A 17,803-nucleotide genomic window follows, 5' to 3' on the forward strand; every position below is an offset into this window, starting at 1 on the left:
ATTTATGTTGTAAAAGATAAATCCACAGTAAAAAACTTAGCAACTACCTCACAATTAAATAATCTAAATTCAAACATCACTATTGAAGTTTCAGTTAAAGATATTTAAATACCTAAATAGGTTCAATGAGTTATTGGTGGGTATAATAGTCTTAGAAATGATTAATATAATTCATCAATTAAAACAACAGTAGTTTAGTGGAAATATCTTTCCACAATTATTTTTTTTTAAATCCAAGTAATTTTTTTTATTATTTAATAGAACACTTCTTTTATAATAGTTTGCACTACTTTTTCATATAATTATAGAAATTAACTTTAATAAAAAAAGATATAACATTATACAGTAAAAATTATTTTTTTTAAATTACTATGTAATTTATGAAAAACATATTTTAAGTTAAAATGAATTAATTGGAGATATATATGGTAAAGATTTCAGTAATAATGCCTGTATATAATGGTGAAAAATATCTTGAAAAAACTTGTTTAAATCTATCAAAACAAACATTAACAGATATAGAATTGATTTGTGTCAATGATGGTTCTACAGATAACTCCTTAAATATTCTAGAAAAATTAGCAGATAAATATGATTTTATTAAAATAATCAACCAAGAAAATCAGGGATCTGGTGTAGCTAGAAATAATGGAATTGAAAATGCAATAGGTGAATATATTGCTTTTTTAGATGCTGATGATATATATGTTGATGTGGATGCATTGGAAAAAATGTATGAGTATGGTAGTAAACATGATGCAGATATGGTTGGAGCAAATCAAAAAAGAGTTTCAATTGATGGAAACTTAGAGGATAACTTTAATTATAAACAAAAGAATTACACTTACTTCTCAGATTATGGTGTTATATCTCCACAAGAGTATGGTATTCCATGGGCATTTTATAAGAATATATTTAAAAGAAGTTTTCTAAATAAACATAACATCACTTTTCCCAATCTAAAACGAGGACAAGATCCTGTATTTCTAGCAGAAGTATTAACAAAAGTCAATCAAATATATGTTGTTTGCACTGATTTATATGGATATAATTATGCTCTTGGTGGTGGAGCTAACAGTAAAGTAAATGATTATAATAAGAAATTAGATTATATGAATCATTATAAAATGACTTTTAAAATACTTGATGATGCACATTTCACAGAAATTTCTAATTCATATAAAAAACAGTTAATCACCTATTTAAAACTAAAAAACAATAGAAATGATAAGGAATTATTTGAAATTGTTCATAAAATCTTTGAAGATGATAATAAAACATACTTTGAAAATGTGGATGAAGAAATAATATATCTCGAGTTATGTTTAGTAAATCCTGAAAATAAGGATGTATACACATTTTTAATAGAATCAGTTAAATCACAGTTATATTCTATGAATATAAATAACATACAAATAAATCCAGTAATTTTTAAAAAGTATTTAGAGGTATTATCAGTTACTAATTATAGTCCATCAACAAATCCAGTGATGTGTCAATTACGTGATGAAATAGAAAATTCTAATAGTTGGAAATGCACACTACCTATTAGATTAACAAAAAATATGACTATAAAAGTTCTTAAAAAAATTAAAAATAAAGTTTTGTGATTATATGGTAAAAGTTTCTGTAGTTATTCCAGTATATAATGTTGAAAAGTATCTTAGGGATTGTTTGGATACTATTGTAAATCAAACACTGGAGGATATTGAAATTATCTGTGTTAATGATGGTTCCACAGATAAATCCTTAGATATATTAAATGAATATGCAAGTAAAGATGAACGTATGAGAGTTATTTCTCAAGAAAATGGGGGGCATGCCGTTGCTACAAATGTGGGAATGACTTATGCTACTGGTGAATATTTATTTTTAATGGATTCTGATGATATTTTAAAATTAAATGCTCTTGAGGATACTTATTCTATTGCAAAGGAAAAAGATGTTGATTTTGTATTATTTAAAGCCATAAATTATGATGATGAAAAAGATGAATATTATGAGGCTGAAAATTATAGTATGAATAAAATAGCACGTATTGTTAAAGATAATATATTTTCATATGAAGATTTAGGAGATGCTATATTTGATATTACAGTTACTCCATGGAGTAAGTTGTATAATAGATCATTTATTGAAGAAAATAATATTACATTTCCAGAGGGTCTTGTTTTTGATGATAATGTATTTTTCTGGAAAGTATTGTTTAGTGCTAAGAGAATTTATTTCTATAAGGAATTTCTATTTACACGTAGATGGTATTCAACATCATCCACTACTAAGGGTGATTTAAGATTCATAGATTCTATTGCAGTTTTTAATCTTGTATGGGATGTATTTAGAGAATTTAATTTATTTGAAAAATATAAGAAAATTCTGTATGATAAAAAGGTATTTCTAGCTAATATGCGTTTTGATAGAATTAAAGAAGAATATAGAGAAGCATACTTCAGTGCTATGAAGGATGATTTTACAAAGATATTGTATGATGATGTTCTTTATCAAGACTTTATTTCTATTCTATCACCTAAATATCAGAAATTATATGAACAAGTGTTAATATCAACTAGTGCTGAGGAATTTATTGCATCAAGAAAAGTATATGCTATGCTTAACACTATAAGTTGGAAATTATCTGCACCACTTAGAAATATTAAACAGGATATTACACGGGCTAAAAATAAGATATAATAATAGTTTCTTTTGAATAAAAAAGATAAAAGGAAATTCTAATTCCTTTTTTTAAATAGAAGAATTTATTCTTCGTTCTGTTTTTTAACTTCTTTTTCTAATTGTTTTTCATCAATGATATGTTCAATCATTGTATCAATAGTTGCTGTTACATCGATATTTTCTATTACTGGAATTCCATATTTATTTGCTTCTCCAACAATATAATCATGTGTTTTACGTATATCTGTAAAGTGTTTTAAGTATCTTTTAAGTGGACGTCTTGCCCATAACTGGCGACATCTAGAATAGAATCTACTTTTATGTATTTCTTCATCAGAAAGAGATAATACAAACATATGTACATTTGGAGTGTTTAATAATTCTTCATCAATAAAACCAGGAACAATATGAACTCCTTCTATAACTATACTTATTCCTTCTTTAATTGAACGTTCTACAACACCTGTTAGACCTACACTTACTGTATTTACATGATCTTTAAAACCAAGTAGTGTTTTATCAAATTCTGGTGGTGCAGGAGTAGTTAATGATTCTGCTGCCGTATAACTGGATTCAAATAATGTTGGACATAACTCCTTAGATACGATTTTTCTCATTACTTCACGTATCATATCTGTACTTAACATGTTTTTTATTCCAAGTTTATTAGCTAGTTCAAATGAAATAGATGATGTTCCAATACCAGATGCTCCACCTATTAGTATGATTAGAGGATCTTCTGATCTTCTAATATTTTTCCAAGCACTATATTTTTTAGCTAATAATGGATCTTCTTTTTCTAATGTTGCTTTTACTCGTTTTATTAATTCTTCTGATGGTACAATTGTTATTTTGTCCTTTTCAAATGATTTTTCTATTTCTGAAGCTAATTCATATGCTCTATCTGCTTTAATTTCACAACGTACTAGTGATTTTGAAAGTATACCTTTTGAAAATGGTTCTCTGTATTTTTTTCCACCAATTTCTCCTTCAATTAATAACATTGTATCACCGCCTTAAACATTATTAGGGTATATAGTATAATTATATGTTTTATATAATTTATATTATTTGTATAAAAATAATTAAAACTTCTAAAAATATTTTATAATAAATGAATATTCTATTAAAATAAGATAAATCTATGGGGGCTGAGTTTAGATAAAAATGAAAAAATATAATATAAACTTATTAATGAAAATATACTTCATTTTAAAAGAACGTATTTTAAGTTAATATTATACTTCATTTTTTAATTAATTGTATTTATTCTACTGCTTGGAACATATCTTTTCCAGCACCACATAGTGGACATGTCCAGTCATCAGGTAAATCTTCAAGTGTCATACCTGGTTCTATTCCATGTGCTAAATCTCCTTTTTCTGAGTCAAATGTCCATCCACATAACATACATTTATATTCTACCATATTTTTTTCCTCCTTATTATTAACATATAATACTTTTCCTTTTTTTCTTTATATACTTAATAGATAATATTAAATTGTATAAGTGTTCTTTATTTGATTAACAATGTTTTTATTTCGCATGGTTTTTCATATAACTATTAAATAATTTATTTTAAAAATATTAAATCTTTTAAAACTATTTTTATTTGAAATAAGATATAGTTACAATGTATTTATGTTTGGTAATTTATTTAAGGAGATGTTTTTTTTTTGATGTTTTAAAAAAAAATTAAAGATATAAAAAAAAGAGTTTTATTCAACAGGTCTAAACATTGTTTTATCAGATCCACAATAAGGACATGTCCAATCATCTGGTAAATCTTCAAAAGCAGTACCTGGTGGTATATTCTGGGTTTTATCTCCATTTTCTGGATTATATACCCAACCGCATAATAAGCATTTATATTGTTTCATTTATTTTCCCCCATGTTTTTACTTATCTTTCTATGTTGTTACTTATATACTTATCATAGGGATTTGAAAAAACTAATATATATTTTTAAAAAAAGTTAAAAAGTGGTAGAACAATCTATTTAAGTTCTACAAATACGTTATATGATAATTCTTTATCTAATTGTATTTCTTTATCAAATACTAATACTTTAACTGGACCATTTAATGGAGTTGAATTTATGAGTGTTATTTCTGTTTCTAATGTAATTCCAAGGTCGAGTAATTTTTTAATTTTATTGTTATCTCCACGTATAAATTTAACAACACCTGTTGTATTAGGTGTCATGTTTCCAAGTGATTTTAGATTTTCAATTCTTCGTGGAATTTCATCAATGCTATGAATTTTAGAGCATTCATAACATGTTTGGATATTTAAATCACAAGCTGGAATGATATTATGATCATCTGGGCATTGATCTGGATAATCTAGAAGTTGACATATTTTTCTTTCAGCTTCATCAGATAATGTGTGTTCCATTGCACATGCTTGTTCATGTAAATCTTCCATATCTAAGCCTAATGTTTTATAGAGAAAAGTTTCAATAAGTCTATGTTTTCTAACAATACTTATTGCAACTTTAAAACCTTTGTCTGTTAATTGAACTCCTTTGTATTGATAGTAATTAACATAACCCTCTTCTTCTAGTTTTTTAAGCATTTGGGTTACACTACCTGGTGCAATATTAAGATCTTTAGATATTTCTGTTGTTTTAGCCATGTTGTCCTTTAGACTTTTTTTGTAGATTGTTTCTAAATATTCTTCTACATTCTCACTTATTTCTTTGCCATGCATTTTAAACACTTTTCCACTTATTAAATGACTAATATATTATAATATTATGTTTAGATTTAATTACTTATAACTATTTTTTTTAAATCTTTAATAATTTATAAAAACTCTTTTTTTAATTCATTTCTTAGTAATTTCCATCCATTTACGCGAGGTAATTCTTTGACACTGAATATTTTTCGTGGAATTTTATATCTTGCAAGATTTTTCTGTGCAAATTCAATTAATCCTTTTTCATCTTCTTTATCCTTCCAGATAACAGCAGCTACTGGAATTTCACCTCTATGTTCATGTGGAAGACTAAATACTGCAATTTCATCAAGGGCATCATATTTAATTAGCACTTCTTCTACTTCTGTAGGATATATTTTCCATCCAGACATAATTATCATGTCTTTCTTACGATCTGTTATGAATAATCTCTTATCATCGTCAAGATATCCAATATCTCCTGTTAAAAACCATCCATTATCAAGGAACACTTTTTCATTAGCTTCAGGTTTATTCCAGTATCCTTTAGCTATTGATGGTCCACGTAGTGCAATTTCACCAGGACAATTTAAGTCCATTTCAATTTTAGGATTTTCAGTATCCACTATTTTAACTTCACTAAAACATACAGGATGACCTACACTTTCAAATCTATCTGCAGAAGCATAATCTTCTGGACGTATAACTGTACCTGTTCCTATTACAATAGTTTCAGATGCACCATATGCATTAAGTACTGCAATTCCATATTTTTTATAGAATTTCTTCCATATTTCTTTATGTAATGGTCCACCACCGGATATTATACTTTTTACTGTGTATAATTTATTTTGAACTTTATCTGGATTTGATACTATTGAATGAATAACTGGAGGCATACCTGTTGCATGTGTCACTTGATTTTCAAAGATTATATCTAGATATTCATCAAATGTATAATTATTTTTAGTTATACATAATGCTGCTGTTCTAAGGGTAGATATTGCCCATGAAATTCCCACATGTGCCATTGGATAAATACAAAACATCACACTATTATGATTCATCTTAAGTACATCACATTCATTTTGTATTGCACTAAACCAATTTCCATGTGTTAACATTGCACCCTTTGGTTTTCCTGTTGTTCCACTGGTGTATTGTAGTTGACATAAATCATCCCATGAAGTGTTACAAGCCTCAAGAATTGGGGCATTAGTGTATTTATCCATATTTGGGATTATGTATGAGTCAATGGAAAAATCATCTGCATTTTTGTCTGTTATTATTAATTTAGCATCTGAATCTTCAATGAAGTATTGAATTTCAGGGGAGGTGTAGATTCTATTTGTTGGTACTGCCACAGCACCTATACGCCATAGTGCTAGGAATGAGAAGAGATATTCTGGTCCATTGGGCAGGTATATGAGTACACGATCTCCTTTTGTAATTCCAAGATCTATTAATTTACGTCCTATTTCAGAAATAATACCTAGTATGTCTCTGGAGTTATATCTTTTTTCTCTGTCAATAGAATAGTAAACAGGTTTATCTAATCTACATGCATTAGCATCTAAAAATGTTGTTATATTTATCATAAAATTATACAGTCCTCTTTTTATTAAACTATTATTATATTTCTAATTAATTTATATTAAGTTATTATACAAATATATTATAATATAAAAAAAATAATAGAAAAATTCAACTATTTATAAAAACTAATAAAAATTGATATTCATGAATGTAACATCTCGTGTCATAAAGAATTCAAGTTTACTGTTATTTGCAAGTGTTATAAATAATGTGATGACATTTATATTAACACTTTTCACAGCAAGGTATCTTGGAACATATAATTTTGGTTTAATTTCATCAGCTACTTCTTTGGTTGGTGTATTTGGTATATTCTGTGATTTAGGTTTTGCCACATATGCTATTAGGGAAGTATCACGAAATAAGGATTTAACAGGAGTTTATTTTGGTACTGTATTTTTACTTAGAGTTATATCATCCATATTGACTTGTATTGTTTATGTTATTTTCATATTCTTTAGTAATTTTAGTACAGATGGAACTAATGTAATGATAATATTTGGAATATATATGTTGTTTAATTCATTTGTTCTTTGTTATTATTCATTGTTCCAAAGTAATGAGAAAATGGAGTATCAGACAATAGGTAATGTTATTTATAGTGTGTCTGTTCTTTTAATTATTTTATTAATAATTTTTAGAAGTGGAAATGTTACAATAGTAGCTGCAGCATATCCTATAGCAATAATTTTATCGTTTATTTACTGTAGTTATATTACAATTAAGAAGTATCCTAGACTCAGTGTTTGTTTAGAAAAATCATTTATAAAACAAATTCTCATTAAGGGTATTCCATTCGGTATAACATCAGTATTTACTTCAATATACTTCTGGATAGCATTAATTATACTAACTTATATGGCTGGAAGTGTATCTGTAGGATTATTTAGTTCATCACAGAAGTTGTTACTTGTCTTATCAGCGATATTTTATTTAATATCCAATGCAATATTTCCAGTAATGAGTGAATTATTTACTACAGATAAAAATGCTCTTGTAGATTTGTATCATAAGTTAATGAAGTACTTGTTGATTGTTGGTATGGCAATTGCTGTGGGAACATCAATATATTCTAAGGAAATTATTGGTATTATATATGGTAGTGAATATGTGGTAGGTGCTCATGCATTAACTATACTTATATGGGCGGGTATTTTCATGTTTCTTAGTGGTTTAACTTCAACCTTACTTGGAGCTATAAATAAACAAGTATCTGTAACAAAGAATGCTGCTATAGGAGCAATATTTAGTATAATTCTAAATTTAATATTAATATATTATTTATCATATATTGGTGCTAGTATTTCTACTGTTTCAACTGAATTTTTAATATTGGTGTTGATGTTATATGCCTTGTCTAAAACAGAATTTAAATTAAATCTTAAAAAATCAGTGCTTCCATGTATACAAGTTATCTTGGCAAATATAATTATGGGTGTTGTTTTATTATATTTAAATTTACCATTCATATTTGCTATTGTTGTTGCAGTAATTGTTTATATTGTTGCATTAATTGTAACTGGAGCAATAAATAGAAATGATATTAGTATTGTCTTGAATTTTATAAATGATTTTAAAAAATAGAAATTGATCATTATAAAAAAAAGATTATTATATTAACTCTAATTAAGTTAATATACTTTACTTCTTTTTGTATAAAATTTATGAATCATGTTTTTTTAGGTGATTTAACTTCATAATTCTAAATTTTTTTCACATCATGTTTTTTTTATAGGATATTATGTTAAATAGGAGGTCAAGGAGTGTCTAATGACTAATAATTTAATAATTTGGTGATAATATTTTATTTAGTAATAAAGGTCAGATAACCATTCAACACTTAAGTATCTTTCACCAGTATCTGCAAGTACAGCTACAATGGTTTTTCCTTTGTTTTCTGGTCTTTTAGCTATTTCAAGTGCTGCATATACTGCAGATCCTGAGGATATTCCTGCAAGTATTCCTTCTTTTTGTGCAAGTGCTATTGTGGTTTTTCCTGCATCTTCATCTTCTACAGTTACAACTTCATCAATAACATCTAAATCAAGGGTATCTGCTATGAATCCTGGACTAATTCCTTGTATTTTGTGGGATCCTTTTTTACCTTCAGTAATTATAGGTGATGCTGCAGCTTCCACACCTATTGCTTTAAAGTCATCTTTTTCTTTTTTAATAGCATTTGCAATTCCAGTTATTGTTCCACCAGTTCCTATTGCTCCAACTACAATGTCTACATCTCCATCTGTATCTACAAGAATTTCTTTTCCTGTTAATCTTTCATGTATTTCTGGGTTTGCAGGGTTTTCGAATTGTTGTAAGATAATTGAATTTTCAATTTCTTCATTTAATCTTTCTGCTTCTTTTATTGCTCCAGGAATTCCTTCAGATGCAGGTGTAAGTACTAAATCTGCTCCAAATATTTTAACGAGTTTTCTTCTTTCAATTGAAAATGATTCTGGTAGTATGATTTTCAATTTGTATCCTTTTGCTGCTGCTGCAAATGCTAATGCTACTCCTGTGTTTCCACTGGTAGGTTCGATTATTGTTGTATCTTTGTTTATTTTTCCAGATTTTTCTGCATCTTCTATAAGTGAAACTGCTACTCTGTCTTTTACACTACTTACAGGATTGAAGGATTCTAATTTAACTAGTACATTTGCATCAATTCCTTCTGTTAATCTATTTAACTTCACAAGTGGTGTGTTACCTATTGTTTCTGTTATGTCGTTTGCTATTGGTTTTTTTAGTATTTCAATATTTTCTATTGCCATCGATTTTTCTCCTTATTTTTTGTATATTAGTATCATATATAATTTCTTTATATTTTTCTTTCTTTAATGATTTTTATGATATTAACTTGGTTAAACAATAAGCCTTAAAAAATATAACAATTGTTATATTTTAACATATTAAAAAAAACTTATTGTTGAATTATTTTATTATATATTATAGTCTTCATTATCTCTTTATAAATTTTATACTATTTAAAGTTAACGTTGTTATGTTTATTAATTATCAGAAATAAATATAATTTTAAAAATAATACAAAAAATATGATACACAAAAGAATAAATAATAATAAAATATAAAAAGATAACTAACATAACATGAGGATAGAAAAATATGTTTGATACAATTAAGGAAGACATACATACAGTTTTCTCTAATGATCCTGCAGCAAAAAGTACCATAGAGGTAATTTTATGTTATCCTGGACTACATGCAATATGGTTTCATAAAATCGCACATTGGTTTTGGATGAAAAATCATAGATTAATAGGTAGATACATCTCCCACATTAATAGATTTTTAACAGGAATAGAAATACATCCGGGAGCTACTATTGGACGAAGATTCTTCATAGATCATGGAATGGGAGTAGTTATTGGAGAAACAACAATAGTAGGTGATGATGTTCTTTTATATAAGGGGGTTGTACTTGGAGGTACAAGTCTGGAGAGTAAAAAAAGACATCCAACAATAGGAAATAACGTGGTAGTAGGAACAAATGCAATAGTCTTGGGAGATATTGAAATAGGTGATAACTGTAAAATAGGAGCAGGATCTGTTGTTACAAAACCAGCACCTGAGGGTTCAACAATTGTAGGAATACCTGGAAGAACATTAGAATCTATTAAAAAACAAAGTAAACATAAACATGATTTAGAACATGGAAAAATACCAGATCCAATAACAGAAATACTAAACACACTCATTAAACGACAAGAAGAACTAGAAGAAATAGTATATCATGAAAATCGTTCAGAAGAAGATAGAAAAATAATGTATAAGGAACTTAAAGAATTATCACAAGAAAATCAATCCGAAAAAGAATAAAAAAGTAAATTCTTTTTTCATATCTATTTTTTACCTAAAATATATATTCATAAAATAATCATCATTATATTCAATCCACTTAACTTCTATGTTATAATACCACTGTTTTTTTAGAGAAGTATAGTAATATGTGGGTTTATTATTAAAACTAACTCTACATGGAATTTCTACTTCAATTTCTTTTTTTGTATTATCAGATAAAACACAATATGAATAAAGATAATGTCTACTATTTTTTGTTTTATAATATATATTCATATTACATGGAATATTCATGCTTATAGTTTTTTTAGAACCATAACCTGAAGCATGTACTAAATTCACATTATTTGATAATTCAATGAGAGTATTTTTTATATCCATTGATTTTTTTATATCATTAACATCACTAACAGTATCTTCAATGAGTGGTATTGAAAACATGGAAAGTATACTAAGTGAAATTAAAAATATTAATAGATATTCAAGTGAAACTTGTGCTCTTGAATCCATTAAATCATCTCCATCAGATATGAGGTAATCTTTAGAATATTACCACAGAGGTATGTTAAAAGTAAACCTCCAAGAATAAAAGGTGCAAATGGTAAGGTCTTCTTTATTGGAATATTATAAATACCCATTTTATTGGAAAAAATATGAATATCATATATATCAGCACTTGTTAAACCACTTACCTTGGTGGAAATCACAACACTCTCTCTATAATCTTTACTTGTAAAGTATCGTATTCTATTTCTAAAACCATTATCACTAAAAAAGTAGGTATTTCTACACTTACACAAACAACACGATAAAATCATACCCTCACATAAATCATTAACATCAACAATACTTGTTAAACAACTTGATATAATATTTAATCTAAAAATATTATTTACAATCACCAGTACATTAAAAATAATAAATTCAGATAAATACACCACACTATCAATACCTAATGAAAAGATAACAACACAACTCAACAGAATAAAATACCACTTGTAGAATAGCCTGTTACACACAACTACAAAACATGTTATGAAAATGATTTTTATTAAGAAGCTATCAGTAAATATGATAGAATATCCAATAATCATTAAATTAAGTGTAAACACACTCCTATAGAAATCATCAACATAATATAATTGCCTTAATAAATAACGTTTCTTTTTAAGTATAATATAGATACAATAACACATAATTAATGGTATTACTGAAAAAATACTATTTATCATCAAATCCAATGTAGGAATTGTTAAATTAAATAAAATAACATTAAACTCCATATTAGGAATAATACTTAAAAATTCAGGTACAAGTAGTGTTGAAATTGCAGTAAATAATTTCACATCACCTCCAGCCCAAAGACCCAAATACCATAAAATGTAATTTAATAGAAAAATTATCACAATTGAAACATAGTAAAAAAAATTAAAAGTACTACTTAAAAAATAATAAAGACTAACTAAGCATATTCCAACAACAAATAATGGTATTGTTAATTTATTTGGAATAATACCATATTTAACATCAGTATATGTTGCAATAATACAACACACAGTTACAATTAGAATTCCAGAAATTTTTATTAAATTATATACCATAACACTTTCTTTTTAAAAAAAATAGGGAAGGTTAAGATTATTTTTGATTTTGTTTTTTATTTTTTGCAGCTTTAATAAATGATTTAAACAATGGATGTGCTTTATTTGGACGTGATTTAAATTCTGGATGGAATTGACATCCTAAAAACCATGGGTGATTTTCAAGTTCAATCATTTCAACAAGGAAATCATCAGGTGAAGTACCAGAAATAATAGCACCAGCACTAGTTAGAATATCTCTGTATTCATTGTTTACTTCATATCTATGTCTGTGTCTTTCAGATATATTTGTATCCTTATATGCTTCATATGCAAGTGTACCTTCTTTTATTTTACATGGATAAGCACCAAGTCTCATGGTTCCACCCATATTGTTGATTTTCTTTTGTTCTTCCATCATGTCAATCACAGGACAAGTGGAGTTTTCATCAAACTCTGTACTGTTAGCATCAGGATAACCATTTAATTGTGCAATAGCAATACTCATAGCATGTAGACCAAGACAAATACCAAAGATTGGCACGTTATTTTTTATTGCATATTTTACAGCTTCAATCTTACCATTAATACCTCTTTCACCAAAACCACCTGGTATTAATAAACCATCATATTGCTTTAGAATATCAATATTAAAGTCATTATCTGCCTTAATCCAGTCAATATCAACATGAACTTTATTAGCAGCACCAGCATGTTTTAATGATTCTCTAATACTAATATAAGCATCTTCTAATTCAATATATTTACCAACAACAGCTATTTTAACCTTTGGAGTTTCTATTTTTAAATCCTCTACAATTTGACTCCATTCATATAAATCAGCCTTATTAGTAGCAGTATCAATATTCAATCTATTTAATATATAACTTCCAACATTGGCAGAGTACATAATCAATGGAACCTCATAGATTGAATGTGCATCAGGAGTATTAATAACAGCCTCAATTGGTACATCACAGAAATGAGCTATTTTTTCCTTAAGATTTGCATCTAATGATAATTCAGATCTACATACAATCATGTCAGGATTAATACCAAGACCTCTTAATTCCTTAGTACTGTGTTGTGTAGGTTTTGTTTTAAATTCTTTTGCTGCTTTAAGATAAGGAACATATGTTACATGTACAAACATACAGTTGTCATGTCCTTCCTCATTTTTAAGTTGTCTTACTGCTTCAATAAATGGTTGACTTTCAATATCACCAACAGTTCCTCCAACTTCTACCATAACAACTTCTGCTTTAGTTTTCTCTGCAACATTTCTAATCATTAACTTAATTTCATCAGTAATATGTGGAATGATTTGAACACAAGAACCTAAGTATTCTCCTTTTCTTTCCTTTTCAATAACAGAGGAATATACTTTTCCTGTAGTGATGTTTGCTTTTCCAGAAAGTTCCACATCAAGAAATCTTTCATAATGTCCTAAATCTAAGTCACATTCCATTCCATCATCTGTTACATATACTTCTCCATGTTGGTATGGATTTAAAGTACCTGAATCCCAATTAAGATATGGATCAATTTTAATAGCTGTTACATTAACACCATATGACCTTAAAATTCTTCCAATTGATGCTGAAGTAATTCCTTTACCTATGGAACTTACCACACCACCAGTTACTACTATATACTTTGACAAATTATCAACTCTTCCCTTAAAATCTTATAATTTTATCAATAAAATTATTATTAAAATAAACATTGTAATAATAATTAAAATAAAATATGTTCAATATTAAATATATATTTATGTATATTTTCATAAGAAAAATATACTATTAATTTAATATATCTATCTTATTATATTTAGAGTTTTAGAAAATTAATAAAAAAACAACTTCCACATAAAACCAAAAAATAAGTGTTTCTAATCTATTCTTAAAATAAGTTTACATGAAAAATTAAATAAGGAAGATTGTTATTTATTAAACATTATAGTTCACTACATGTTTTAAATATACACTCATCCTTAAATATTTTTATATTATATTCTATATATTGCTATTTTTTTTGTTTAAAAAGTCATAAATTATAAAGATTATTTATATTTACCAAGTGAATAATTCTATTAAATCTTTAATTTTCTGAACTAGTAACTTTCTTTTATCTCGTCTTTCCTTAAGTTTTGGTTTTTTATTAAAGGTTTCATCTACATTCTTTTCTTTTATTTTTCCAGAAAATTCATATTCTTTTAATATCTCTCTAATAAGTTCTTCTTTCAAGTTTTCAGTAGTTACTAATTCTTTTATTGCATTTTCACGTTTTTGATTCATGAATTGTTCTAATTTTTCTTCAGTATCTACATTACAATCCACCATAGTTGTGGAAATGAATTCATCAATTAAATCTATTTTACTTCTTAGTTCTTTGTCTTTGTTCATTGTTTGAGTTATGAAATGTTTATCTTTTGTAAAGGTTGGTTTTGTTGGATCTAGACCTTTTAGAAGTTCTAATATGTATGATACATTTATATCATCCCTTCTTAGAAGATCCATTTCAAAGTCTATATCATTTAGTATAGATTCTTTTGTCAGTGGATTTTCTACTCTTTCATATATGTCTAAGTATTTACTTCTATAATCTTCAAAACTCTGTTGTGAAATATTAAGATCCTTAAATTTAAATTCATCAAATGGTGTTAATTTATTTAATGTTCGTAGTATGTTTCTAAAAACTTCTATAAATTCTTTCTCTGTTTCAACATCTTTTGAATCATCTAGTTTTTCAATTGTTGGAACTATTTTATTTAGTTTTTCTACTTCACTATTGAATATTTTAACATATTCCTTGTATGGTTTCATTATAACAGTTTCAAGAGCATTTTCATTGGAAAATAATTTTATTGCTTCATCAGTTTTTTCTTTTAAATTTCTAAATACAACTATATTTCCATGTGCTTTTTTATCATTACATAATCTATTTGTTCTTGAATATGCTTGTAGAAGTCCATGATATTCAAGATTTTTATCAACATATAAAGTATTTAAGTACTTGTTATCAAATCCAGTTAAAAACATGTTTACAACTAATAGTATGTCTATTTTCTTATCCTTTGATTTTTTAGAAATATCCTGATAATAGCCTTGAAATGTATCTGTTGAATAACTTGTACCAAACATTTCATTATAATCATTTATTTGATTATCAAGTAGTGTTCTTGGATGAATTTCATCCTCTGTTAAGTCAGGATTTGCTTCAAAGGAATATATTGTTGCTATTTTCAAGTCATGATTCTTTTTCTTAAATAAATCATAGTATGTATTAAGTACAGGTATTGAACTTACAGCAAGAATAGATGTAAATTCCCTGTTATATGTTTTTCTATCATGAATCTCTATTATAGTATCTACTATCTGATTTATTCTCTCTTCTGATTCTAATACTTCTTTTGTATTCACATCTATTACTTGTTCATCATTTGTTGTTTTTCTTATAATTCTACCAATAGGAATTGCAATGTAATAAAAACATACCAGAACTACGATTTCCAGAGTTTGAAGAGGAATGGGAGGAAAAAAAATTAAGCCAAATAAATAAAATAACTATGGGTCAATCACCTTCATCAAAATATTATACTAAAAATCAAAATGATACTATTTTAGTACAAGGGAATCAAGATATTGCAAATAACTATGTTATACCAAGAATATATACTTCAAAAATTACTAAAATAGCTAAAAAAGGAGAAATACTTTTAACTGTACGAGCACCTGTTGGTGATATAGTCATAACACAATATGATGTGTGTATTGGAAGAGGGGTCTGTTCTATTAAACCAAGTATATCTACTGGATTCATGTTTTTCTATTTGGCTAAATTAAATAGTAAAAATCAATGGAATAAATACATTCAAGGAAGTACTTTTGAATCTATAAATAGTAAGGATATTAAATCTATGAAAATAAAAATTCCTAAATCATCTAAAGAACAAGAGAAAATAGCTAACTTCTTAACTTGTATAGATCAAAAAATTGAGTTAATGGAAAAGAAATAACACGCTACACCATGACAATAACAACACAGCAGAGCAAAAACTTTAAATCAACAGGACAAACAGGTACACTACAGGTAGGAACCTATACTAAACTATACCAGAAAACACTATGAGGATACAAACAAGGAAACATAACATTTAACAGCACACTACAAGACAGCACAGGTAAACAGGTAAACACCAATACAACAGCACGTATAGACATATACACACCTACAAGTAATGGAAACAATCTGATAAAATCATTCAAAATGAACATTACAAACGGAAAACTAAGCTATGTGTACCAAATACCAAGCAGTATGACTAATACTACATACCTGGTTAATATTACTGCCCTTAGTAACAAGGACTATGCAGGAAGCTACAAGACAGTAAAACATAACACTAAACAACAGACGAACATATATATCAGCAAGCAACACTCTTGGATACATTGGAAAAACCGTAACATTAAATGGAACAGTAATGGACTCAACCACAAGAGCAAAAGCAACAACCAATGGAGAAGTAACAATTACAATAGATGGTAAAGCAGTAACAACAGTAAAGACCAGTAAAGGAGTCTTCAGATATACATTTAACAACACTCTTACAGAAGGAAAACATAACCTCACATATACCTATAAAGGCGACACAGTATACGCTAACAGTACCAGGACACTAAACCTTACATCCAACAAGAACACTCTTAGAATATCAGCACCAACAATAAATGCAAGCATAGGAGACACAATAAAAATAACAGCCACAGTAACAAACACCAGTGGAGCAACAGTAAAAGACAACCTCAAAGCAAATATACTGCTAAACGGTAAAACAATAGCCATGAATATAGATGTAACCTATGGAAAACTAACATACAACTACACTATACCAACAGGAACAAGCTACAGCAACAAAATAACAGTAATAATACAGGAAACAGACACTTACAAAACAAGAAACGCGAGTACAACACTGACAGTTAAGAAATCATACCAGTATGTTAATGTAGTAACAAGCACTATAACAACTACCAGTGGATCCAAGATATACATCACAGGTAACATAACAGACAAAAACAAGAACCTGATAGCAGGAACAAAACTAAACATAAAAATAGGTGGAGTAGATATAGCTAACATCACTAGTACCAATGGTAAATTCAACTATGAATACACAGTAACACAGACAAAAGGAACATATAATATACTGTTAACTGCCTTGGCTAGTGATAGTTACTATAATAATTCTAAATATATGAGTTTGAAAGTAACAACATAAACTGTTATTTTCTCTTTTTTTCTTTTTATTATTTCAGAAATTAATCATCTTTCTCCCATAGTTTTGGAGTGTCTCCTGAAATTTTAGCCTGTTTTATTAAAACTATCTAAATTTAAAAAACAGCCTATTGAGTGTTGCTGAAAGAAATTAGTGGCTTTCCAGTTGTCGGGT

General features: G+C 27.3%; 16 protein-coding genes. 6 read left to right on the top strand and 10 right to left on the bottom strand.

The window, feature by feature from the left end:
* Positions 1-425: 425 nt before the first annotated feature.
* Entirely contained in the window at positions 426-1,610 is a 1,185-nt protein-coding gene (locus BZ132_RS02255; RefSeq protein WP_011406041.1) for a glycosyltransferase, read from the top strand.
* Positions 1,611-1,614: 4 nt separating this feature from the next.
* Positions 1,615-2,691, top strand: a complete 1,077-nt coding sequence (locus BZ132_RS02260) for a glycosyltransferase (protein ID WP_011406042.1) — start codon at positions 1,615-1,617, stop codon at positions 2,689-2,691.
* Positions 2,692-2,756: 65 nt separating this feature from the next.
* Here the strand turns inward: BZ132_RS02260 and BZ132_RS02265 are convergent, their stop codons facing one another.
* The 5 genes from BZ132_RS02265 to BZ132_RS02285 form a co-directional block, all read right to left on the bottom strand.
* The gene (locus BZ132_RS02265; protein ID WP_011406043.1) at positions 2,757-3,677 is read right to left on the bottom strand and encodes a 2-phosphoglycerate kinase; all 921 of its coding nucleotides are present in this window, start codon (positions 3,675-3,677) and stop codon (positions 2,757-2,759) included.
* A 262-nt stretch (positions 3,678-3,939) separates the two neighbouring features.
* Positions 3,940-4,101 carry a rubredoxin gene (locus tag BZ132_RS02270; protein WP_011406044.1) on the bottom strand — a complete coding sequence of 54 codons (162 nt, stop codon included), beginning with the start codon at positions 4,099-4,101 and terminating at the stop codon, positions 3,940-3,942.
* Positions 4,102-4,392: 291 nt separating this feature from the next.
* Entirely contained in the window at positions 4,393-4,554 is a 162-nt protein-coding gene (locus BZ132_RS02275) for a rubredoxin (RefSeq protein WP_011406045.1), read from the bottom strand.
* Positions 4,555-4,669: 115 nt separating this feature from the next.
* Complete coding sequence (locus tag BZ132_RS02280; RefSeq protein WP_112149372.1) at positions 4,670-5,386, bottom strand: metal-dependent transcriptional regulator; 717 nt, start codon at positions 5,384-5,386, stop codon at positions 4,670-4,672.
* Positions 5,387-5,481: 95 nt separating this feature from the next.
* A complete protein-coding gene (locus BZ132_RS02285; protein ID WP_286940343.1) occupies positions 5,482-6,951 on the bottom strand; it encodes a class I adenylate-forming enzyme family protein in 1,470 nt (489 codons plus the stop codon).
* 142 nt (positions 6,952-7,093) lie between these two features.
* Between BZ132_RS02285 and BZ132_RS02290 the strand changes: the two genes are divergently transcribed.
* Positions 7,094-8,533 carry a flippase gene (locus BZ132_RS02290; RefSeq protein ID WP_083757006.1) on the top strand — a complete coding sequence of 480 codons (1,440 nt, stop codon included), beginning with the start codon at positions 7,094-7,096 and terminating at the stop codon, positions 8,531-8,533.
* Positions 8,534-8,757: 224 nt separating this feature from the next.
* Here BZ132_RS02290 and cysK read toward each other — a convergent pair whose 3' ends face one another.
* Positions 8,758-9,714, bottom strand: a complete 957-nt coding sequence (gene cysK / locus BZ132_RS02295) for a cysteine synthase A (RefSeq protein ID WP_172617521.1) — start codon at positions 9,712-9,714, stop codon at positions 8,758-8,760.
* Positions 9,715-10,072: 358 nt separating this feature from the next.
* Between cysK and cysE the strand changes: the two genes are divergently transcribed.
* Positions 10,073-10,786 carry a serine O-acetyltransferase gene (cysE, locus tag BZ132_RS02300; protein WP_011406050.1) on the top strand — a complete coding sequence of 238 codons (714 nt, stop codon included), beginning with the start codon at positions 10,073-10,075 and terminating at the stop codon, positions 10,784-10,786.
* Between the two features lie 30 nt (positions 10,787-10,816).
* Here the strand turns inward: cysE and BZ132_RS02305 are convergent, their stop codons facing one another.
* From BZ132_RS02305 to BZ132_RS02320, 4 genes are all read right to left on the bottom strand, one after another.
* Positions 10,817-11,278 carry a class III signal peptide-containing protein gene (locus tag BZ132_RS02305; protein ID WP_011406051.1) on the bottom strand — a complete coding sequence of 154 codons (462 nt, stop codon included), beginning with the start codon at positions 11,276-11,278 and terminating at the stop codon, positions 10,817-10,819.
* Positions 11,278-12,369, bottom strand: a complete 1,092-nt coding sequence (locus BZ132_RS02310; protein ID WP_011406052.1) for a prepilin peptidase — start codon at positions 12,367-12,369, stop codon at positions 11,278-11,280. The genes BZ132_RS02305 and BZ132_RS02310 overlap by 1 nt, the downstream gene beginning before the upstream one ends.
* A gap of 37 nt (positions 12,370-12,406) precedes the next feature.
* Positions 12,407-14,011, bottom strand: coding sequence for a CTP synthase (locus BZ132_RS02315; RefSeq protein WP_011406053.1), 1,605 nt, complete (start codon positions 14,009-14,011; stop codon positions 12,407-12,409).
* A gap of 409 nt (positions 14,012-14,420) precedes the next feature.
* Entirely contained in the window at positions 14,421-15,770 is a 1,350-nt protein-coding gene (locus tag BZ132_RS02320) for a hypothetical protein (RefSeq protein ID WP_286940347.1), read from the bottom strand.
* A 53-nt stretch (positions 15,771-15,823) separates the two neighbouring features.
* Between BZ132_RS02320 and BZ132_RS02325 the strand changes: the two genes are divergently transcribed.
* Both BZ132_RS02325 and BZ132_RS02330 read left to right on the top strand, forming a co-directional pair.
* Positions 15,824-16,366, top strand: coding sequence for a restriction endonuclease subunit S (locus tag BZ132_RS02325; RefSeq protein WP_011406055.1), 543 nt, complete (start codon positions 15,824-15,826; stop codon positions 16,364-16,366).
* A 408-nt stretch (positions 16,367-16,774) separates the two neighbouring features.
* Positions 16,775-17,632 (top strand): Ig-like domain repeat protein, encoded by an 858-nt coding sequence (locus tag BZ132_RS02330; protein WP_394339515.1) that lies wholly within the window; start codon positions 16,775-16,777, stop codon positions 17,630-17,632.
* Positions 17,633-17,803: the final 171 nt, after the last annotated feature.

This window comes from Methanosphaera sp. DEW79, from assembly GCF_003266085.1.
GTDB classification, from domain to species: Archaea; Methanobacteriota; Methanobacteria; order Methanobacteriales; family Methanobacteriaceae; genus Methanosphaera; species Methanosphaera stadtmanae.

What these genes read in the sequence shown, in the direction of transcription:
- BZ132_RS02255 (WP_011406041.1), top strand. Translation starts at nt 426, where the DNA reads ATGGTAAAGATTTCAGTAATAATGCCTGTATATAATGGTGAAAAATAT.
- BZ132_RS02260 (WP_011406042.1), top strand. Translation starts at nt 1,615, where the DNA reads ATGGTAAAAGTTTCTGTAGTTATTCCAGTATATAATGTTGAAAAGTAT.
- BZ132_RS02265 (WP_011406043.1), bottom strand. Translation starts at nt 3,677, where the DNA reads ATGTTATTAATTGAAGGAGAAATTGGTGGAAAAAAATACAGAGAACCA.
- BZ132_RS02270 (WP_011406044.1), bottom strand. Translation starts at nt 4,101, where the DNA reads ATGGTAGAATATAAATGTATGTTATGTGGATGGACATTTGACTCAGAA.
- BZ132_RS02275 (WP_011406045.1), bottom strand. Translation starts at nt 4,554, where the DNA reads ATGAAACAATATAAATGCTTATTATGCGGTTGGGTATATAATCCAGAA.
- BZ132_RS02280 (WP_112149372.1), bottom strand. Translation starts at nt 5,386, where the DNA reads ATGCATGGCAAAGAAATAAGTGAGAATGTAGAAGAATATTTAGAAACA.
- BZ132_RS02285 (WP_286940343.1), bottom strand. Translation starts at nt 6,951, where the DNA reads ATGATAAATATAACAACATTTTTAGATGCTAATGCATGTAGATTAGAT.
- BZ132_RS02290 (WP_083757006.1), top strand. Translation starts at nt 7,094, where the DNA reads ATGAATGTAACATCTCGTGTCATAAAGAATTCAAGTTTACTGTTATTT.
- cysE (WP_011406050.1), top strand. Translation starts at nt 10,073, where the DNA reads ATGTTTGATACAATTAAGGAAGACATACATACAGTTTTCTCTAATGAT.
- BZ132_RS02305 (WP_011406051.1), bottom strand. Translation starts at nt 11,278, where the DNA reads ATGGATTCAAGAGCACAAGTTTCACTTGAATATCTATTAATATTTTTA.
- BZ132_RS02310 (WP_011406052.1), bottom strand. Translation starts at nt 12,369, where the DNA reads ATGGTATATAATTTAATAAAAATTTCTGGAATTCTAATTGTAACTGTG.